The sequence below is a fragment of the Dellaglioa sp. CoH-57-MRSF-21 genome (genome assembly GCF_056781915.1).
Window position 1 is genome coordinate 1 of sequence record NZ_JBXAXU010000008.1, and the last position, 19979, is coordinate 19979.

Below are 19979 nucleotides of genomic sequence, written 5' to 3' on the forward strand. Positions count from 1 at the left end.
GGACATACAAAAATCCCTCCATGATTATCGGATGAAATTATATTATTTCATCTGACAACCATAAAGGGATTATTACATCACTCAATCTGAAGTTGTTGGAACCTTTTTAAGTTTTTCTTTAAGTCGCAATAAAAAATTTTAAGAATACTTGTGCAATACTAAAATAAATTAACACAGAAGTTAAATCACTCAATGTCGAAATAAATGGCCCTGATGCAACTGCTGGATCAACACCAATTTTATCCATTAAAATTGGTATAAAACTACCCGCTAAATTTGCCACCGTAATAGCGCACATCATTGCAAGTCCTATCACCATCCCGAGAACAAAGTTACCCTTCCAGAGTCCGACAATTAAAGTGACGGAAATACCCGTTACAACCCCAATTACTAATCCAGTGAAAACTTCACTTATAATTAGTCTAAGCACACTTTGTTCATTGTCATCTTTTACAGCTAGGCGTCGAACAGCAACAGCTAAACTTTGTGTTCCGGCATTACCGGCCGTTCCTGTAATCAATGAAATGAAGACAGCTAAAATACTTGCTTCACTCAGTAACCCTTCAAAATGACTAACTAAACTTGCCGTTGACATACCTAAAAATAATAACGTTATCAACCATGGCAAACGTTTTGATGCTGCTTTAAATGGATTTTCTGTTTGATCTTCAGTATCGACACCGGCCAAACCAGAGTAATCCTCAGCCGATTCTTCATCAATAACATCAATAATATCATCAACAGTAATCACACCAATTAATTGTTCATCATAATTTGTAACTGGCATTGCTAAAAAGTTATAATCCCGAATCATCTTGGCAACGTCTGCTTGATCGTCATCAGCTTTAACAGACATAACTGGTGTCGTCATGATATCTCCAATTAACGCCTTCTCATTACTCATTAATAAATTACGTAATGTTACAATCCCCATCAAACGCTGATCATTATTAATAACATAATCATAGTAAATTGTTTCCGCATCACTTGCTTCTTCTCTTAAAGTACGCATTGCAGAACTCACTGTTTGATCTGAGGTTATTGAGGCAAAATCAGTTGACATAATAGCACCAGCTGTCTTATCTTCATAATGCAGCAGACTTTTTATTTCATAGGCCTTATCTTTATCCATCAGACCTAAATATCTCGCTAATTTATGCTGATCCAGTTGTCCCAACAGGTCAACCTCATTATCAGTGTACATATTATCTAATAACTCAGCCACATACTTTAGAGACATTTCATCAAAATATTTAACAACATCTTCCGGATCATCTTCAGCGGCATCAAATGTGTCACTCAATTCCTTAGGCGTCAGGTACTGATACACCTTTTGGCGTTGCTCTTTATTAAGCACTGAAAAAATCTCAGCTTGCTCATAAACATGCAAATCTGTAAATTCATTGTGAAAATTATATTGTTGATTCTTTTCAAGCGAATCAATAATTTCTTCAGTTTTTATTTGGTTATATTTTTCTGTATCCACCATGATGAATACCTCGTTTATTTTTTATTTATAAATTTTTGCATATCCGATGCAAGGTGACTCTGAACATTTATCTGTTCATGTGTAAATGGTTGATAAAACTCAATTTCACTACAGTGTAGCGCTTGGCGTTGCATTGGCATAATTATATGCCCACCATACAATGTATCACCAACTAAGGGATGCCCTGTGGATGCAAAATGAACACGAATTTGATGTGTTCTCCCCGTATGTAATTGGATTTTATATTGACTAATACCTTTTACAGATTTCTCTAACCAATACTCAGTTAAAGCTACTTGACTACCTTCCCCATGGCCAACCTGCCTCTTAATGAATGATTCTGGATCACGCATAATTGGCTCATCAATTGTCCCATGCGGAGTTTCAATCTGTCCTTCGACAAATGCTGTATAGTACTTTTTAATTAGATGATTTTGTAACTGTTGATCCAATAAAGCGTGAGCAAATCGATGTTTAGCAAACAATACTAACCCACTCGTATCACGATCAAGTCGCGTCGCAATATGTGGAATAAAATCATTTAAATGTCGATTTTGATAATAGCCTGCGACACGATTAATCAAGGTATCCTCCGGATGTAAATATGAAGGAATTGAGGCAACATGTGCTGGTTTATTAATAATTAAAAAATCGCGATCTTCAAAAACGATATCAATTGGTACAAACGATTTTTTTAATTCATTTTTATTTTTCTCAGCTGGTAGAACAATACTCACTTTATCATTTGTTTGAATGAAGTCAATTGCCCACTGCTCGTTATCGTTGACTAATAGCTTACCACCACAATACTTAAGCGTTGCAAGTAATCGCCTAGATACACCTTCATTTTTCAGAAAAGTCTTCACTTTTTGAGGAGACGTCCCTGTATACTGCCAATCAATCTGCATAATCACTACCAATAAACGCCTCATTTACACGTTTCCAGAAATTATTATGTCGATATTTGGCAAAACAAATGTGTTCCTTCGCTATTTTATATTTAATTGCCTTAATTTGCCGATTATGATAGATTTCTTGGTCTATACTAAAAACAAAGTCACTGCTTTGTGTTGGTTTCAGTGTAATCCAATCATTTGAAGCCACAATAACTGGTGAGCTTAGCGTCCTAAACACACGATTGTTAATAGACGCAATTTCTGCCATTTGTATTGACTCGAGTTCGGGATGAATAACCGCTCCACCAACCGATTTATTATAGGCAGTAGATCCAGTAGGCGTAGAAATGCACAAACCATCTCCACGAAACTTTTCAAATAACTGATCACCAATATAAACATCCGTTACCATTGTATTGTTAATCCTTTTTAAGGTTGATTCATTTAATGCAAGAAATCTTTCTGATTCTGCATCAAAATAATCAACTTTAACATCTAATAATGGATAATTAATTGATTGTTTATTATCTGATTGGAGACTAGTAACTAAATCTGAAATTTCATCATCTCGCCAATCCGTATAAAAACCTAAATGCCCTGTATGTACGCCAACAAATCTAATGTTTTCAAGGTTATCTTGGTAATGTTTGAAAGCAGAAAGCAAAGTTCCATCCCCACCAACCGTAATCACAATTTCAGGATGACTATTATCAATTACGATATGTGCATCCGTTAGTTTTTGATACAGTTCTTTACCAACTTTTTGCGATTTTTCCCCATCATTTTCGAAAATAGCAACTTTCATTCGTAACCCTCTTTTCCTGACGCCCATGATACCTAATGTTTATTTTTTGTTTAAACCCTTACCATAAAATAAATGCTGCGCTTCTTGAATCTCTTCTCTAATTTCGGACATTTCAGTGTCTAATTTAAACGCAGCCTCTGCTGCCCGTTCGAGCCGTGCATTTAATTGGCTAGGAAATTCTCCTTGATATTTATAATTTAAAGAGTGCTCAATCGTTGCCCAAAAATTCATAGCTAACGTGCGAATTTGAATTTCAACAAGTACATTTTTTTCTCCATTTATCATTTGAACCGGGTACTTAAGTACAATATGATATGAGCGATAACCGCTCGCTTTTTTATTAGTAATGTAGTCACGTTCTTCTACAACGGTCATATCATTTCGAGAACGTAATAAGTCAACAACCTGATAAATATCATCAACAAATTGGCACATAATGCGAATACCCGCAATATCTTGCATGTCAGTTTCTAAACGTTCTTCAGAAATTTGACGTCGTTCAATTTTCTCTAAAATACTATCAACTGATTTAACCCGACTTGTCACAAATTCAATTGGCGAATGTTGACCAATACCCGTGAACTGTTTTCTTAAACCACGCATTTTTATTTTCATTTCTGAAACGGCCTGTTCATAGGGTCTAAAGAAATATTTCCAATCTTCTACCATTTTATCACTCTATTCTATTATTCAATTTACTCATCTCATTTTAGCATAAATTAGTGATTCAGTTCCGAATTAACCTCACAATGTTACCAAATCTTTCAAAAAACAAGTAATTTTAATAATATCTGTTATTAATTAAGTGTTAATAATTGAAAAAAAAAAAAAATTTGGTAAAGTGGTAATAGTTATTAAAACAGAAATGAAATCAAACCCCACACGATTTTAAATCTAATCACTATAATTGGAGGAGTACTCTTGCTAGAAATTTATTTATTTGTCAACCCATTAGGTACAAAATGCTTCAAATCTGAACAAAAGGTTTTAGACTTTATTCGTCTATCTCCCCAAAAAATCTCATTCCAATTTGTACCCATGTTAAACATCCAAACAGTGCACAATGTCATGATTGAAAAAAATCTTGATACACGTAACTTAGCGCTTCGAAATGTGTTATCTGGGTCAATTTACCAAGCCGCTTTAGATTATAAAGCAGCTCTTTTTCAAGGAAAAAAACGTGGACGTGATTTCTTAATGGCAATTCAAGCGGCTTTAGTTCAAGATAGCACTTGTTACTCAGAAGAGCTCATTCAACGAGTTGCTAAAGAAGTTAACTTAAACTGGGAAATGTTTAATGAAGATAGACATTCAGTGTTAGCAAAAAAATCATTTAAAAATGATCAAAAAATTGCCAATGATATGAACGTTACAATGCATCCCACAATCGTCATTAATAATATTGATGGTCTAGACTGTGGTGTATCCTTCCCAGATGCTGATTTAGTAGATATTTCGAAAGTTTGTGCTGGTGATTTTAATATTCAAAATGACTTACATCAAGCAATTAACCCTCAAAACCAACTATACGTTTTATAAAATAAAAATACGTAGCTTAGTTTTTTAACTAAGTTACGTATTTTTTATTTCTCTAAGATTTGAGGTAATAATGCCTCTAATTCATTCAATCTTGCTTCAAATACAGCAAATGCGTTAACTAGATATGCTGACTTAGTCATATCTACACCTGCTTTTTTCATGACATCAACTGGAAAATCTGAACTCCCAGCTTTCAAATAATTCAAATAGTTTTCTAATGCATCAGGTTTTCCACTAGTGATTCCCTCAGATAAAGTGGTTGCAGCAGCAAACCCTGTTGCATATTGATAGACATAATAATTATAATAAAAATGCGGAATTCTTGACCATTCCATTGCAATTTCTGGATCACGTTCTAAACTCTCTCCATAATATTTTTGATTTAAATCAGCATAGTATTTAGACAGTTTATCAGCCGTTAGTGGGTTTCCAACCGCGTCTTCCTCATGAATCCAATGTTCAAATTCTGCAAATTGTGTTTGACGGAAGATAGTTCCTTTAAACCCGTCTAAATAATAATTAAGTAAAAATGCCCTAACCTTAGGATCTGTTTGAGTCTTTAATAAATAATGTGTTAACGTATTTTCATTAGTTGTTGACGCAATTTCTGCTAAAAAAATTGGATAATCACCATACAAATAAGGCTGATTATGATGCGTATAGTAACTATGAATACTATGTCCCATTTCATGTACCAATGTATAAAGATTATTTACATTATTTTGCCAGTTTAATAACATATATGGTGCTGTATCATACATACCTGATGAATAGGCACCACTTCTTTTACCTTGATTTTCAACAACATCAATCCAACGGTTATCAAATGCCTCTTGAACATGACTTAGATAATCAGGTCCCATTTTATCTAAGGCTTTTAATGCCTCACTTTTCGCTTCATCATACGTGTAACTTAGTGCGGGTTCGCCTGTTATTGGTGTATATAAATCGTATGAATGTAATTTTTCAACTTTTAAAATTTTCTTACGTAATGCAACATAACGGTGTAACAACGGTAAATTCTTATTAACCTGCTCAATTAGTGTATTGTAGACAACTTCAGGTATCTGATTATTTGATAATGACGCATCTCTGGCACTTTTATAATGTCGAACTTGTGCACTATAGTTATGAACTTTAACATGGCTTGAAAGTGTTGAAGCTAGTGTGTTTTGAAATTGACCATAGACTTCATATAATTTTTTAAAGGCCTGTTCTCTAACACTTCTAGAAGTTGATTCTAGAAGGACCCCATAAATACCTTGTGATAATTGAACATCATTACCTTGTTCGTCTTGAACAACTGGAAATTTCAAATCAGCATTGTTCAGTATTTCAAACGTTTTAGAAGAGGCGCTAAATATATCCCCTGCTCCAGCTAAGAGCGTTTCTTCAGCATGCGAAAGGACATGATCCTTCTCCAATAATAAACTATCAAAAAAATGACGATAGCCTTTTAAATCAGGATTATCAGACATAAATTGCTTTAAAGTATCCTCTGGTATCGCAATAATTTCAGGTTCAAACCAAGAAATAGCAGCCGATACCTTAGCTGCCAAGGCGCCAGCCCTTGAATTTAAAGCTTGATATGTTGAATTTTCTGTATCTTGATCATTTTTTAAATTCGCATACACGTATACTTTTTCGAGCATCCGTTCAAGCGCCAAAATAGCTTCTAATCCACGTAACATTGTTGTACTATCTTGACTCAATGTACCTTTAAAGTTAGCGATAGTTACTACAGATTCTTCAATTTTTTTGTAATCCTCTTCAAATAATGAATCTGAACCATATATTTTTTCTACATCCCACGTTAAATTTTCTGGTACCTCTTCACGCTTTGGTAATTGCTTAGCTACTGTCATAAAAAGCCTCCGAATATCGTTTATTTACTCCTATAAGATAACATATTTTTAATCAAAATTTGAAATAAATGTATGCCTCAACTGTAAATTTTCCATTTTTAGCGATATATCACTGGACCATACAATCTGATTGTCAATTCGATAATTTTCGGATTCTTTAATTGGTATTAAAATATGATTTTTAATTAAACCCTTAATATATGCATTATTAACTTGTTTAATTGCTAGATGACCAACAAGTGGCATTTCAAAAAGAGTTTTTGTGATTTTTTGTTGCAGGTTAAATAATAACTCAAGCTCTTTTTTCGAAATAACATCAGTGGTATATTTTTGCAAATCTAAAATAACTCGAATTCTCCAAAAAAAGTCATCATGTCGATAGATTGGCGGAAGACGCGTCTGACTCAAGCAATATATCGGAAATCCCATAAAATAATATCGCTGCATGTAGCAAAAATCAATCTGTTGCTTTAAATAATGATTCAAATAATAACAATTTTTCTCTAACTTAGTCAATTGACGGAACAAGTCTGCTGGTGACAAATTCAAAGTTTTATTCCTACAATTATTTTTGATAAATACCATTAAGTCTGTTACATCATTAAATACTTTTGTGCAGTAACGAATACCATATAAATTTTCAAACCATAATTCATAATTTAAAATTAAACACTGTCGCTCAGTATCGATAAATACTAAGAAATAACCAATATTTTTATGGAAATTTATAAACATTGCTTGTTGTTGTGTTAATTTTTTATTTAAACGATGTTTCATCCCTAGAATCCAAAAAATACGATACCCATTTTGTTTATAACCGTCAGTCCTTTTGTTAAAATCTTTTAGCGTCAACGGACTGCATTGGTACTCTACGACTAACTGGCTATTTTTTAAATTTATTAAAACATCCGGTCGTTGCTTTAGTTTAGGCAAATATTGCTCAATATCTGCTCTTTTATGTCTTTTTTCTGCCCACATTTTAATTAAATTTTTCCCTGTGACATGTATTTTCGTTTCACCTTCTGAAAAAAAATGACATGACTTTTTAAAATGAGCAAAATGAGCTTGTTTTTGCGGGCCTTCTTTAAAGACAACACGCTCTCCGCAACCAGGACAAAAATATTTATTGTTTTGCTTAAAATTTATTGCGCATACCAACTCATCTACGTGTTCTTGTTTTGCAAATATCATTCAAATTACCCCTTGTTACAATTTAAATACGCAAAAAAACAAACTAACCTTTTTCGATTAGTTTGTTTATTTAAAGTATCTTCTTGCCTCAGAGAGTGCGTCAGATGACATAATCTTTTTACCACGTTCTTCCATAAATGGTCCTGTCGATGAGACAACCTGTGCATACTCTAATGCGACAGCTATATCATTTTCGATTGTTTCTTTTGTTGTATTATCTTTATCAAAAATTAGTTCTAAAAAATATTTATTTTGGACTTTAAATAAATTGCTTTGTGTATTTGTTGGTCTAAAAATTTTAGCTAATTGAATAAAATCTTCGAAGTCCCCAAATTCAAACATTCTTGTTTGAGCAGATTTTTTATAACCCGATCCAACAGTATCTTGTGAGTCATTGTCACTGTCTTCAAGCTCAGCTAATCTATCTTTTATAAAGCTTCCTAGATCATCATTCTCAGATAAATCAGAAATGTTTATTTCTTTCGGATTTTGCGTCTCGTCTGGCTTTCCACGACTGATAAATAACTCCAAGCCATCTCGATTAGGTAATACCTGGAAGGTAACTGCTTCATTATTTTCAAATTCATGTTCCGTGTCTACTTCGCGTAAAATACTATAAAAGAAATCTTCAATTTGAGTTCTATTACCTAATAAATCTAAAACAGTAATACCTCTTTTAGATAAATCTTCATCTTCAACTAAAACACGAATTGTATTTTCATTTATTTTTTCCATTTTCATTACTAATCACCCATCTTTCTGATAACTTGACCTTAATTCTATCTAAAATTTACTATTTGTAAAGTAGTTTAAACTAAATAAAAAAAATTCAGGAATGCGTCTTCCTGAATTTTACCATGTTACCTTATTAAAAACTAATGTTTCAATATTATTTAATTTTAAATTAATTAAAATCCAGCAAGTAATTGTGCCTTTTGTAATTCTAAAGCACGTACATCCCTTGGTAAGAAGCGACGAATTTCGTCTTCGTTATATCCAACCTGTAATCGTTTTTCATCTAGAATAATAGGACGACGTAATAAACCAGGATTATCTTGAATTAATGAGAATAATTCTTGAAGTGGTAAATCGTCTAAGTCCATATCTAGTTCCTGATAAACTTTTGAGCGTTTAGAAATAACTTCTTCTGTTCCATTTTCAGTCATTTGCAAAATTGTTTTAATTTCATCAATGTTGAGAGGCTCAGAAAAAATATTACGTTCTTGGAATGGAATATTATTTTCCTTAAGCCATGCACGTGCTTTTCGACAAGATGTACAACTTGGTGAAGTATATAAAGTTACCATATGCGCTCTCTCCTTTTAATAAAAAATTTATCAATTCCTATAAAACAATTGTAACTTATTATCAAACAAATTACTACCATTTTATTAAAAAAATTTACTAATTAATATTTTTACTAATAATACATTTAATTCATTTGTGTTCATTATTAAATGATTAAATGACATCATTTTTGATATTGTTTTTTATATTTCGAGTATGATATTACATATATTTTATAGTTATTATTATTTATTGAATGAAAAATAATTTGCTATCTCAATTATTTAATATACTTTACACTCGATATATACTTACTAAAAGTACGTAACACGCACTTAATCGTTTATTTGCAACAATCTTATCATTATTTTATTTTTCAAAAAAAAGATACATATTGTTAAAAAAATTTAACAATATGTATCCGATTACAAAATTAGTTCTAAATATTTTTTTGCGAGTATTATATCGATATTATTGCCAGCTGATAATTCAGCTTGTTCTTTTAATAATTCGTGGGAACCATTTGCTGGTAAATGCGTTAAAATTAATCTTTTAGCATTATTTAAACGAGCAAACTTTCCAGACTCGGTAGATGTCATATGCCATTTTTTGCCAATTTTATCATCAAAAAAGTTTGTATCGGTCATTAATATATCTGCATTTTGACTAATTTCATTTAATTTTTCGTCATACGCCGTATCAGCTGTAAAAACAAAGACCTTCCCAGTTGCCCGTTCCGTTATTCTCATAGCATATGTAGGCACTGGGTGAATTGTTTCTAAAAATTCAAAAGTAAAAGGCCCAATGTCTATAACTTCTTTATTCTTATATCCTATTCCAATTGTCGCATTTGCCCAAGTTAATTTTGCTAATGCTTCTTGATCAATAGATGGCCCATAAATAGGAAGTGGTTGCTTCACTTGTTCACCGTTAATCTGCCAGCTATACTGTAAAACGCCGACATCTGCGATATGATCCTGATGATAATGTGATAAAACAACTGCATCTAACTTCAAGGAATCTAGTTTAGGTTCTAGACTAAGCATTGCTCCACTTCCACAGTCCAACAATAAATTAAAACCATTACTCTGAATTAAATATGAACTAGTTCCAACTGTATGGGCAGGATAACCCCCATAGAATCCTAAAATTGTCAACTTCATTTTTAATTGTCCTTCCTGTTACTTTTGACTCTATTATACCTTTTTTTGGGCTATACTTAATAATGAATTAAAGTAAATGGGAGATGTATCTTTGTTAAATCATATAAACACAGCATTAGGCGCTGAATATTTTTTAAAGTCTATAATTCGAAATAATCCATCCCGATCATTTATTCTACTTAATCCAATTAATAAGTACAATAATTCTTACTTATTAGACACATCAGATGATAATTCTATTTTCTACTCTGGATTAGACTTCCGTGTTCGATATCATGTAGGAATGGATTCATGGCAAGGTTTTTATCATTTTAAATATATTACTTTGAGCGATGAAGAAAGTAAAGTTTACTTAGCTCAAGTACAAACTTTTATTAATGAACAAACAAAACCAACTGGTATCATTTCTTTTTACACATTACAGTCTTTATCTAAAGGTTATAATTATGTTTTTTTAACAATTTGGAAGCAACAATCTGATTTTATTAATTGGCGTAAAACGTCAAATTATAAACAGTTAAAGTACTATGAAAGTGAGTTTCAAATTACTCCCATAGACGCAGTGTATTCTGTTAATGAATTAATTAATATAAAAGATTAATCCAATTAGTTAAAAACAATCCGTATTCCACAAACGATATTAATAGCTAATTAATGACTCAAACAAGTCATTAATTAGCTATTTTTTTACAATAGTTATTCCCCAAAAATGTTTAATTTCCAACCAAAAAATAGCCTAAAAAGTTTTCTAACTTTTAGGCTATTAATCATTTAACCGTTCTTAAACTCTGTTATTTATTATCCGATTCAACACTCTCACGGTAATTAAAAATAAGCCTAAATACATCACATAGAAGGTCCCCCAGAAGAAAATGAGAACATTTAGGTTAGGTTGATCAAATAATGCGACATAAATATTAAAAGTAAATATTGCTTCTATCGATCCTAAAATAACCGGAATTAAAAATAAACTGGCTGTTTGCTGATAAATAATTCGCTTAATCTCTTTTTTGGTCACACCTAGACTTTGCATTAGTGAATAAGTTTTTTGATTTTGTCTAAGATCTATCATTTGTTGTAACATTAAAATACTACAAGTTGCTAATACTAAAATAATACTAATAAAACATGCTATATAAATATAAAACCCATCTAATTCGTTAACATTTTTTTCAACTTGATTTCTCACACCCAAATTTCGATAATGGTAGTTTGACTTAATTTGATTAGAAAATTTATAACGGACATTCGATAATGTTGTCCCTGTCTGCTGCAAATAGGTCTGTTCTTTAGATTGATTATCTAATTTATGTCCGAAATCATTTTTAGATTGTGCAAATTCCTGATAATTTTTAATATTAATAGCTGTAAGTCCATATTTTGTGTTGCTATCAACACGTTTGTAGACACTATCTTTAACAATTAACAAATTTTGAATGTAATGTATTTCACCATACGGAAACGTACTTAAGTATGTTTTTATCTTTAATTTGTTCATTGATTTTTGCTTAAATTGAATGAGCTGGTTATCATCATTAATTTGATATCTTGCTAACTTGTGTAAAATCATAACTGTCTCATTCGATTTAATCTTAATCGGTTCTAAATCATCTTGAATTTTACGCGCATGATTATAATCTGTTTCTGACATTATTGTAATTGGCACAATTTTAGCTTCACTTTGATTATTTGCTTTTAATTGAACACTTGTTTTCATCGGTACAATTTTAAGATGTCCACTTACTTGCTGTTTCACTATTAAATTGTTTTGTTTTAATACTTTTTTTACAGTTTTTAAATGATAATCGTCCGTAATAAAATGAGCTGGTGCCACTTGATCAATTGTTTTTTGGGAATATGAATACAACGTAGCCACTCCAATAAATACAGATAAAGAGAACATTATTAATAAAGTCATTAAACTTAAGATGACCTTATTTTGTCTTAAACTGACTTTTAAATTAGAAAAAGCAAGTAGCCTACCACCCCGATACATAAAATGTCGCCATTTTTGTATCATACTTATCATTATCGGCACCAAATAATTAAAAATCAAAAGAGTCCCTAAGATAATCATAATTGCAATAATCAATACTGCTAAAAAATAATCATTTTTACGTAACCAAACATTAAAAATAGGTCCCAAATTTTCAAAATTTACTGCCATAAATAAAGGTACAATAATAAAAAAGATACTAATGATAGCCATAAATCGTTTAAATGGTCCAAATTTTTCGACACTGGCATTATCACTATTTTTAAACAATGAAACTAATTGTTTACGATAAATAACACTTGCATTAACAGTTGACATCATTAAAAAGATAACGTTAAAGATAACTATTGTACTAATTAAACTATGCCAAGATATAATAATATTGGTATCTGCCACAATAAACATAGCCCTCAACAAAATCATAGCAAATAATTTAGAAAAGATCGCACCAACCACTAAACCAATCAGTAATGCTATATTACCTAGAATTAAATTTTCAATAAATAGCATTGTCGCAATTTCTTTTTTTTTCACTCCAAGAAGATGGTAAACAGCAATTTCTTTTTCTCGCCGTTTCGCCACAAAAAGATTAGTGTACATCATGAAACAAGCAATAAAAATCAAAATTAAAAAACTACTAATACGTAAAGTAACAGAAATTGGTAACTCTACGCGCGCATTTTGTGTTAACTCTTTGTTAATTGACATTGACAAAAATGAAAAATAAACTGTAACTGCTATCGCACTAGCAATAATGTAAATTAAATAATCCCATAAACTGCGCCAAATACTTTTAAAAACAATATTCACTAGTGGTTTCATTGCTTTCCCCCACCAATAGCTGCTTGCATATCAATTATTTTTTGGAAAAATTCTTTTCTAGAGCCATCTCGCCTAATTTCGGCAAAGATATTCCCATCTTTAATAAAAATAATTCTTTTACAATAACTAGCTGTAAATGCATCATGAGTTACCATCATGAGCGTCATCTTTTGCTTTTCATTCACGTCTGTTAAATACTTCAATAGTTCCGTAGCTGCTTTTGAATCTAGACTTCCTGTCGGTTCATCTGCGAATAACATTTTGGGTGCCGTTATAATAGCTCGTGCAACTGCAACCCTCTGCTGTTGACCAATTGAAATTTCATTTGGAAAATGTTTTAAAATATTATTTAAATTTAAAATATTAGCAATATTAGCAAGTTTTGCCTCAATTATTTCTACATTTACTTTATCCAATGCTAAGGGCAAAATTATATTTTCCTTGATAGTCAACGAATTAAGTAAATTAAAATCTTGAAAAATAAACCCTAACTGTTGTCTTCTAAACTCAGACAATTTTTTTTCATTATATTGTGTTATATCCTGGTTATCTATTCTAACATGTCCAAAAGTTGGCTTATCAATAGTCGACATCATATTTAATAACGTCGTTTTTCCTGCACCAGATGGTCCCATAATACCAACAAATTCTCCTGAATCAATTACAAACGAAATATTATCAATTGCAGTCGATCTATTAAACTTCATTCCATAAATTTTTTTAACGTGATCTACTTCAATAAATGTCATAATTTCATTTCTCCTATTACCAAGTATTATCCTATATATAGGATAATTACGCCAATATTTATTTACGCTTTTTATCTATTTGAATTTAATGCTAAAAACCGGTATTGTAGGGTAAATAGTTCTTACTTTAAAGAGGTGATAATATGTTTAGTATAATGATTGTTGAAGATGATAAAACAATTGCCAACATTACTGCAGATAGTCTAGCAAAATGGCGATTCAACCCTATTTTAATTAATAATTTTAGTGAAATTGATCTTGAATTCATTGAAAAAAAACCACATTTAGTTTTATTAGACATTAATTTACCCGATTTTGATGGCTTTTACTGGTGTAAAAAAATCCGTGAAATATCAAATGTACCAATTATATTTATCTCAAGCCGAAATACCAATATGGATATGGTTATGGCAATGAATATGGGTGGCGATGACTTCGTAAATAAACCTTACTCAATGGAAGTTTTAGTTGCAAAAATTTCTGCATTATTACGACGCACTTACAATTACGCAGAAATGGGACCAGAAACACTCGAGCATAATGGCCTTTTTTTGAATTTACAAAATGGAACTGCAAAATTTAACGATAAAATTATTGATTTATCAAAAAATGAGTACCAGTTACTGCAATATTTAATGCGTCAGACAGGGAAAATTGTTAGCCGTGAAAAATTACTTCGAGAACTCTGGGAAGACGAACATTTTGTTGATGACAATACGTTAACCGTTAATATTAATCGCGTTCGTAAAAAAATAGCACAAGCTGGATTACCCAATTTTATCGAGACAAAGGTAGGACAAGGTTATCTTATCCCTTAGGAGACACTAATGACATTTTTTAAGTACATTTCAGATAGAATTACAACAATCATCTTTTTCCTTCTAGTTATTCTCTTAATTAATCTTGTATTGTGGTTTGATCCATTCCATAACATTGTTTTATCTACATTATTATATATAGATATTCTGGTAGTTATTATATCAAGTATTTTTGTTGTAACACGTTACTGGATTAATCATCAATGGTACCAAAAATTTAAATTACCAATTGATCCAGCAACAGCAGATTTATTGATTCCTATTAATGGTGCACATTCCAATGAACAACGTTTATATCAGGGTTATGTTAATGCCCTATTAAACAATCATCAAATACAAATAAATAATATCTTGTCTAAACAACAAGAACAAGAGGATTTTTTAAATGCTTGGATTCATGATATTAAAGTTCCCTTAGCTGCTATTCAGTTACTAATTGAAACATCTGATGGCAAGCTATCTGAAAAACAAGTCATGCAAACTGAAATTGAATTAAAAAACATTGAAAATTTTGTTGAACAAGTGATTTATTATTCTCGTTTAGATAGCTTTTCAAATGATTATTTAATTCAAGATGATTCACTAAAAAAAGTAGTTAATCTTGTCATTCGGGATAATATGAACTTATTTTTTTCAAAACATATTCGTTTCGTTTTTAACAGTACAGATATTTCCGTTCTAACTGATTCAAAATGGCTACGTTTTATCTTAAATCAAGTGATTACCAATTCATTAAAATACACACCAAATAATGGTGAAATCGTTATTTCTCTTAAAGATACTGAAAAAGAAACGATATTAGCCATTAAAGATAATGGCATTGGTATCCCGAACGCAGATTTAGCTCGCGTTTTTGACAAAGGATTTACCGGGAATAACGGGCGTCAATTCAACCAAAATGCAACCGGATTAGGCCTTTATTTAGCAAATCAACTAAGTCAAAAATTAGGTCACCAATTAGAAATTGAATCTCCAAAAAATGAAGGTACTACAGTTAAAATTATATTTCCTAAACTTTCTTATTATAATGATGAAATGGGCGAAATTCTTCGCTAGGAGGGTCTATCATGTTATCAGAAATTGAACTCGGTTTTACAAATATTAAAGATATTGATCCTAATATTATTGTAGATTTACGCTATGCTACAAAAGACAACTTTACTAACCAAATTATTTATGACTTTTCTACAGCAATCGCTAGAACAGGAACAGCTAAGAAACTTGGTATCGCAAGTCAATTACTCAAAACTCAAGGCTATCGTTTAAAAATTTGGGACGCCTACAGACCAGTCTCTGCTCAAAAAAAATTATTTGACGTTTATCCCGATCCTAATTTTGTAGCGAAGCCAAATCCTAATTTCAGTCATCAAAAAGGCGTGACATTTGATTTAACTATCTGTGATATGGATGGCCACGAGCTTAACATGCAAAGTGAATTTGACGACTTTTCAGAACGAGCTGGAAGAAATTATAAACGAACACCTCAACAACAAATAAATTACGATATACTAAATAACGCTATGATAACTGCTGGTTTTATCGGATATTCTGAAGAATGGTGGGACTATAGAGATTCTGATATGAATGACTATTCACCACTTATCGCGAATCCAAATGATTATTAAAAAAACTTGTCACAACACCTTACATACAAGGTATTGTGACAAGTTTTTTATCTTAACAATTTATCCCAGAGAATAACTTCACCCGCAATTAATGATTTTTGAACATCAATAATTCTTTGATTTGAGCTACCTCTAAATTGCAAAGTTAAATCTTTTTTTGGTAATTCGAATCGACCGTCGACTAAAATATCAATCTTTGAAAGTAATTCAAGTTTATCATCAGATTCAAGCATTAATTCATCCCATGTATAACCAGTCCAAGACCAGATATCTTTCGTCCATCCATAAGTATCATGAATACGATTCACTAAGCTTAAACAAACCTGCGTGTTAACAAAAGGCTCTCCGCCTAATAAAGTTAATCCTTGGCAATAGTCTTCGCTTAAATCAGTTATTATTTGATCTTCAAGCTCTTTTGTATATGGTGTCCCATATCTAAAATTTTGCGCTGCCTTATTATAACAACCCGGACAAGCAAATAAACAGCCACTAACGTATAAACTACAACGAACCCCTTCACCATCAACAAAATTAAATGGTTTATAAGATGCAATATACTGTTGGCTTAACTCACTGGCAATCCATTCTTTAGGTTTCGGATTTCGTGGTGCTTTAACTCTCTTTTGTCGTTCCATCATCAACCATTCCTAAAGTCATATTTTTAACACGAGAAGCAATTTCTTTATGACGTCCATGAACCATCGGACGTTGCTGTGGATTACCTAAGTATCCACATGTCCTTTTAACAACATCACATGTTTTTGGATCATGATTTTGACATTTAGGGCATTCAAATCCTCGTTCAGTTGGGTTAAATTCACCATCAAAACCACATTTATAACAATGATCAATAGGGGTATTAGTTCCTAAATAGCCGATTTTATCATAAGCCCAATCCCAGACTGCTTCTAAAGCCTTAGGATTTTGACGTAAATTTGGGTATTCACAGTAATGAATAAATCCACCTGATGCATATTTAGGATATTCCATTTCAAACGACAATTTTTCAAACGGAGTTGGATTTTTCCTAACGTCATAATGAAAACTATTTGTATAATATTCCTTTTCTGTAACATCTTTAATTTCACCAAATTTTTCAGTGTCTAATACACAGAAACGATCTGTTAAGGATTCACTAGGAGTTGAATAAACACTAAAATGATAATCGTATTCATCTGACCAATCTGTACAATACTCCTTGAGGCGTTTAACGATGTCAATCGTAAAATTATGCGCCTTTTCATTTTTTTCCCAATTAGGTCCAAAAAAAACAGTTCCAACTTCATATAGTCCAATATAACCTAATGAGACCGTAGCGCGACGATTCTTGAATAAATCATCAACATCTCCGTCTGCTTTTAACCTTTCGCCAAAAGCACCATGTTGATATAGAATGGGTGCATTCTCTGGGATAGCTTCCTTGACACGGTTAACTTTAAAGACTAATGCCTCTTTACAAACCTGCATCCTCTCTTTAAAGATATCCCAAAATAAATCAATATTACCTTCGGATTCCAAAGCAATTCGTGGTAAATTAACTGTAACAACGCCTAAATTCATACGCCCAGAATTGACTTCATTACCATTTTTATCTTTCCATCCTTGCAGAAAGCTACGACAGCCCATAGGTACCTTGAAACTGCCCGTAAGCTCTTTTATCTTGTCATACATTAATATGTCAGGGTACATTCTCTTCGTAGCACAATCAACAGCTAAGGCCTTAATATCGTAGTTAGGGTCCCCATGTTTAAAGTTTAAATCCTTTTTTATTGTAAATACTAATTTAGGAAATATTGCCGTACGATGCTCACGACCTAATCCTTTTATTCTAATTTTTAAAATTGAGATTTGAATTTCTCGTTCAATCCAACTTTCACCCAACCCAAAACCTAACGTAGTAAACGGCGTCTGTCCTTGCGAAGAGAATAAAGTATTGATTTCATACTCTAATCCTTGCATGGCATCATAAATATCTTTGCTTGTTTTAAGTTTAGCAAATTCTATCTGTTTTATTGGATTCCCAATCCATACTTTTGCATCTATTAAATGCTTCTTATAATTTAATTCAGCAAATGGCGCTAGTAACTCATCCACCCTATCTGCAGAACAACCACCATACTGACTTGAGGCTACATTAGCAATAATTTGTGCCATTTGCGCAGTTGCGGTCTGAATTGAATGAGGACTTTCAACTTCAGCATTTCCTATTTTAAATCCATTTGTTAACATCTCTTTAAAATCAATCAGACAGCAGTTAGTCATAGGACTCCAGGGTGTGTAATCTAAATCATGATAATGAATTGAACCACGTAAATGTGCTTTAGCTAGTGATTCAGGCATTAATTTTAATCCCAAAGTTTTACCCACTGTCCCAGCCGTCAAATCACGTTGTGTATTGAATACATTGCTATCCTTATTAGCATTTTCATGAACAATTGTATCATCTTTATTTAATAATTTATCCAAACGACCAGCTGGATCAGTTTGCTCTTTCCACAATTTTTCATCATTTATTCTATATTCCTGAAAGCTATCCAATGCATCACGGTAGCCTAATTCACGATATGTAGCTATAACTAAGCCATACATCGTTTGGGCATTAATTTTTTGATAATTACTTAATTTATGTAATAGTAATTCCTGATAGCTTTCTTGATTTTTTTTACTATTTAATCGACGCAAAGTACTACTTAAAACTTTACGTAATGCAAAATCAACTTTTCGACCATCACGCTTTTCAAATATGTCAGGCACTTGCATATCTAACTTTACCTCTACTTTTTTCATAAGTGACCTTCCTTTTCTTACAGCAATAAATATATGTTACTTGATTATCCTCTTAAAAACAACAATATATAGTGTACAACAATATATACTATCTATATATTGTTGTACACTATGATTTACTATCAAGATGTTTGAAATGTAATTAAAAAGTTAGACGTATATATATCAGTTAAAAAATTATTATATGATTTCAATACCAGAATATTTTATACACTTAAAAATTTATACCAAAAAAACTCTAATTATTAAGTGATTAGAATTTTCATACTATTATCCACCAACAACAGTTGACGAAGAGCCAAAAAAGTTCAACAAAAGCTCAACTTTCTATAATTTCGTATTATTCTTCATAATTTAGCGTACAAAAAAAGCCCAATCAATGGGCTTTCATGTTTTCTAATACTCTCTATAATACTTAATAATACCGGTGATCGGGGTCGAACCGATACTCCATTGCTGGAACTGGATTTTGAGTCCAGCGCGTCTGCCAATTCCGCCACACCGGCATAACTCGTGTAAGGCGGTAACCGGATTTGAACCGGTGATGAAGGTTTTGCAGACCTCTGCCTTACCACTTGGCTATACCGCCATATTAATTATTACTTGATATAACCTTATAAAAGGCGACATGTGGGAATCGAACCCACGCGTGCCGGAGCCACAATCCGGTGCGTTAACCACTTCGCCAATATCGCCAAAACAAAAAATGGCAGGGGTAGTAGGAATTGAACCCACACTGACGGTTTTGGAGACCGTAGTTCTACCTTTAAACTATACCCCTATAAAAAATGGAAGAGAGTGGATTCGAACCACCGAACCCGAAGGAGCGGATTTACAGTCCGCCGCGTTTAGCCTCTTCGCTACTCTTCCAATAAATGGCGCAGGACAGAATCGAACTGCCGACACATGGAGCTTCAATCCATTGCTCTACCAACTGAGCTACTGAG

General features: G+C 32.2%; 18 protein-coding genes and 6 tRNA genes. 5 read left to right on the plus strand and 19 right to left on the minus strand.

Features of this window, described 5'->3' with window-relative positions; all coding sequences use genetic code 11:
- Positions 1 to 118 precede the first annotated feature (118 nt).
- Genes mgtE through yjbM form a run of 4 tightly spaced genes read right to left on the minus strand, consistent with a single transcriptional unit; the run spans position 119 to position 3859 of the window.
- Positions 119 to 1486 carry a magnesium transporter gene (mgtE, locus tag AC1RPQ_RS07360; protein ID WP_481761981.1) on the minus strand — a complete coding sequence of 456 codons (1368 nt, stop codon included), beginning with the start codon at positions 1484 to 1486 and terminating at the stop codon, positions 119 to 121.
- Positions 1487 to 1503: 17 nt separating this feature from the next.
- On the minus strand, positions 1504 to 2397 hold the full coding sequence (locus tag AC1RPQ_RS07365) for an RluA family pseudouridine synthase (protein ID WP_481761982.1): 894 nt from the start codon (positions 2395 to 2397) through the stop codon (positions 1504 to 1506).
- On the minus strand, positions 2387 to 3190 hold the full coding sequence (locus tag AC1RPQ_RS07370) for an NAD kinase (RefSeq protein WP_481761966.1): 804 nt from the start codon (positions 3188 to 3190) through the stop codon (positions 2387 to 2389). The genes AC1RPQ_RS07365 and AC1RPQ_RS07370 overlap by 11 nt, the downstream gene beginning before the upstream one ends.
- A gap of 39 nt (positions 3191 to 3229) precedes the next feature.
- Positions 3230 to 3859: a GTP diphosphokinase gene (gene yjbM / locus AC1RPQ_RS07375; RefSeq protein WP_481761967.1), complete on the minus strand. Its 630-nt coding sequence runs from the start codon at positions 3857 to 3859 to the stop codon at positions 3230 to 3232.
- A gap of 252 nt (positions 3860 to 4111) precedes the next feature.
- On the opposite strand from yjbM, the gene AC1RPQ_RS07380 reads away from it, so the two are divergent.
- The gene (locus tag AC1RPQ_RS07380; protein ID WP_481761968.1) at positions 4112 to 4729 is read left to right on the plus strand and encodes a DsbA family protein; all 618 of its coding nucleotides are present in this window, start codon (positions 4112 to 4114) and stop codon (positions 4727 to 4729) included.
- A gap of 44 nt (positions 4730 to 4773) precedes the next feature.
- On the opposite strand, the gene pepF is transcribed toward AC1RPQ_RS07380, so the two are convergent.
- The 5 genes from pepF to AC1RPQ_RS07405 form a co-directional block, all read right to left on the minus strand.
- A complete protein-coding gene (pepF, locus tag AC1RPQ_RS07385) occupies positions 4774 to 6594 on the minus strand; it encodes an oligoendopeptidase F (RefSeq protein ID WP_481761969.1) in 1821 nt (606 codons plus the stop codon).
- Between the two features lie 48 nt (positions 6595 to 6642).
- Positions 6643 to 7785: a competence protein CoiA gene (locus tag AC1RPQ_RS07390; protein WP_481761970.1), complete on the minus strand. Its 1143-nt coding sequence runs from the start codon at positions 7783 to 7785 to the stop codon at positions 6643 to 6645.
- A 66-nt stretch (positions 7786 to 7851) separates the two neighbouring features.
- Positions 7852 to 8526, minus strand: coding sequence for an adaptor protein MecA (locus AC1RPQ_RS07395; RefSeq protein ID WP_481761971.1), 675 nt, complete (start codon positions 8524 to 8526; stop codon positions 7852 to 7854).
- A gap of 167 nt (positions 8527 to 8693) precedes the next feature.
- Positions 8694 to 9092 (minus strand): transcriptional regulator SpxA, encoded by a 399-nt coding sequence (gene spxA / locus AC1RPQ_RS07400; RefSeq protein ID WP_481761972.1) that lies wholly within the window; start codon positions 9090 to 9092, stop codon positions 8694 to 8696.
- A 405-nt stretch (positions 9093 to 9497) separates the two neighbouring features.
- Positions 9498 to 10235, minus strand: a complete 738-nt coding sequence (locus tag AC1RPQ_RS07405) for an MBL fold metallo-hydrolase (protein WP_481761973.1) — start codon at positions 10233 to 10235, stop codon at positions 9498 to 9500.
- Positions 10236 to 10326: 91 nt separating this feature from the next.
- On the opposite strand from AC1RPQ_RS07405, the gene AC1RPQ_RS07410 reads away from it, so the two are divergent.
- The gene (locus tag AC1RPQ_RS07410; protein WP_481761974.1) at positions 10327 to 10836 is read left to right on the plus strand and encodes an antibiotic biosynthesis monooxygenase; all 510 of its coding nucleotides are present in this window, start codon (positions 10327 to 10329) and stop codon (positions 10834 to 10836) included.
- 180 nt (positions 10837 to 11016) lie between these two features.
- Here AC1RPQ_RS07410 and AC1RPQ_RS07415 read toward each other — a convergent pair whose 3' ends face one another.
- Together AC1RPQ_RS07415 and AC1RPQ_RS07420 are read right to left on the minus strand one after the other, a co-directional pair.
- Positions 11017 to 13053 (minus strand): ABC transporter permease, encoded by a 2037-nt coding sequence (locus AC1RPQ_RS07415; protein WP_481761975.1) that lies wholly within the window; start codon positions 13051 to 13053, stop codon positions 11017 to 11019.
- Positions 13050 to 13805: an ABC transporter ATP-binding protein gene (locus AC1RPQ_RS07420; protein WP_481761983.1), complete on the minus strand. Its 756-nt coding sequence runs from the start codon at positions 13803 to 13805 to the stop codon at positions 13050 to 13052. Before AC1RPQ_RS07420 ends, AC1RPQ_RS07415 begins: the two co-directional genes overlap by 4 nt.
- A gap of 140 nt (positions 13806 to 13945) precedes the next feature.
- On the opposite strand from AC1RPQ_RS07420, the gene AC1RPQ_RS07425 reads away from it, so the two are divergent.
- From AC1RPQ_RS07425 to AC1RPQ_RS07435, 3 genes are read left to right on the plus strand one after another with little or no spacing between them, the layout of a single operon-like run.
- Entirely contained in the window at positions 13946 to 14620 is a 675-nt protein-coding gene (locus AC1RPQ_RS07425) for a response regulator transcription factor (protein WP_481761976.1), read from the plus strand.
- Positions 14621 to 14629: 9 nt separating this feature from the next.
- On the plus strand, positions 14630 to 15676 hold the full coding sequence (locus tag AC1RPQ_RS07430) for a sensor histidine kinase (protein ID WP_481761977.1): 1047 nt from the start codon (positions 14630 to 14632) through the stop codon (positions 15674 to 15676).
- Between the two features lie 11 nt (positions 15677 to 15687).
- Positions 15688 to 16245: a M15 family metallopeptidase gene (locus AC1RPQ_RS07435; RefSeq protein ID WP_481761978.1), complete on the plus strand. Its 558-nt coding sequence runs from the start codon at positions 15688 to 15690 to the stop codon at positions 16243 to 16245.
- Between the two features lie 47 nt (positions 16246 to 16292).
- Here the strand turns inward: AC1RPQ_RS07435 and nrdG are convergent, their stop codons facing one another.
- From nrdG to AC1RPQ_RS07475, 8 genes are all read right to left on the minus strand, one after another.
- Entirely contained in the window at positions 16293 to 16883 is a 591-nt protein-coding gene (gene nrdG, locus AC1RPQ_RS07440; protein WP_481761979.1) for an anaerobic ribonucleoside-triphosphate reductase activating protein, read from the minus strand.
- Entirely contained in the window at positions 16858 to 19032 is a 2175-nt protein-coding gene (nrdD, locus tag AC1RPQ_RS07445) for an anaerobic ribonucleoside-triphosphate reductase (RefSeq protein WP_481761980.1), read from the minus strand. The genes nrdG and nrdD overlap by 26 nt, the downstream gene beginning before the upstream one ends.
- Positions 19033 to 19454: 422 nt before the next feature.
- Positions 19455 to 19538: transfer RNA gene (locus AC1RPQ_RS07450), tRNA-Leu, on the minus strand.
- 12 nt (positions 19539 to 19550) lie between these two features.
- Positions 19551 to 19621 (minus strand) — tRNA-Cys (locus AC1RPQ_RS07455).
- A gap of 33 nt (positions 19622 to 19654) precedes the next feature.
- Positions 19655 to 19727 (minus strand) — tRNA-His (locus AC1RPQ_RS07460).
- A 12-nt stretch (positions 19728 to 19739) separates the two neighbouring features.
- Positions 19740 to 19813: transfer RNA gene (locus AC1RPQ_RS07465), tRNA-Trp, on the minus strand.
- Positions 19814 to 19821: 8 nt separating this feature from the next.
- A tRNA-Tyr gene (locus tag AC1RPQ_RS07470) sits at positions 19822 to 19902 on the minus strand.
- A 6-nt stretch (positions 19903 to 19908) separates the two neighbouring features.
- Positions 19909 to 19977: transfer RNA gene (locus AC1RPQ_RS07475), tRNA-Phe, on the minus strand.
- Positions 19978 to 19979: the final 2 nt, after the last annotated feature.

Bases quoted from the DNA above. Each gene is read 5' to 3' on its own strand.
- AC1RPQ_RS07365 (WP_481761982.1), bottom strand. From the start codon at position 2,397: ATGCAGATTGATTGGCAGTATACAGGGACGTCTCCTCAAAAAGTGAAG.
- yjbM (WP_481761967.1), bottom strand. From the start codon at position 3,859: ATGGTAGAAGATTGGAAATATTTCTTTAGACCCTATGAACAGGCCGTT.
- spxA (WP_481761972.1), bottom strand. From the start codon at position 9,092: ATGGTAACTTTATATACTTCACCAAGTTGTACATCTTGTCGAAAAGCA.
- AC1RPQ_RS07425 (WP_481761976.1), top strand. From the start codon at position 13,946: ATGTTTAGTATAATGATTGTTGAAGATGATAAAACAATTGCCAACATT.
- pepF (WP_481761969.1), bottom strand. From the start codon at position 6,594: ATGACAGTAGCTAAGCAATTACCAAAGCGTGAAGAGGTACCAGAAAAT.
- AC1RPQ_RS07430 (WP_481761977.1), top strand. From the start codon at position 14,630: ATGACATTTTTTAAGTACATTTCAGATAGAATTACAACAATCATCTTT.
- AC1RPQ_RS07395 (WP_481761971.1), bottom strand. From the start codon at position 8,526: ATGAAAATGGAAAAAATAAATGAAAATACAATTCGTGTTTTAGTTGAA.
- AC1RPQ_RS07370 (WP_481761966.1), bottom strand. From the start codon at position 3,190: ATGAAAGTTGCTATTTTCGAAAATGATGGGGAAAAATCGCAAAAAGTT.
- AC1RPQ_RS07435 (WP_481761978.1), top strand. From the start codon at position 15,688: ATGTTATCAGAAATTGAACTCGGTTTTACAAATATTAAAGATATTGAT.
- AC1RPQ_RS07405 (WP_481761973.1), bottom strand. From the start codon at position 10,235: ATGAAGTTGACAATTTTAGGATTCTATGGGGGTTATCCTGCCCATACA.
- nrdG (WP_481761979.1), bottom strand. From the start codon at position 16,883: ATGATGGAACGACAAAAGAGAGTTAAAGCACCACGAAATCCGAAACCT.
- nrdD (WP_481761980.1), bottom strand. From the start codon at position 19,032: ATGAAAAAAGTAGAGGTAAAGTTAGATATGCAAGTGCCTGACATATTT.
- AC1RPQ_RS07415 (WP_481761975.1), bottom strand. From the start codon at position 13,053: ATGAAACCACTAGTGAATATTGTTTTTAAAAGTATTTGGCGCAGTTTA.
- AC1RPQ_RS07390 (WP_481761970.1), bottom strand. From the start codon at position 7,785: ATGATATTTGCAAAACAAGAACACGTAGATGAGTTGGTATGCGCAATA.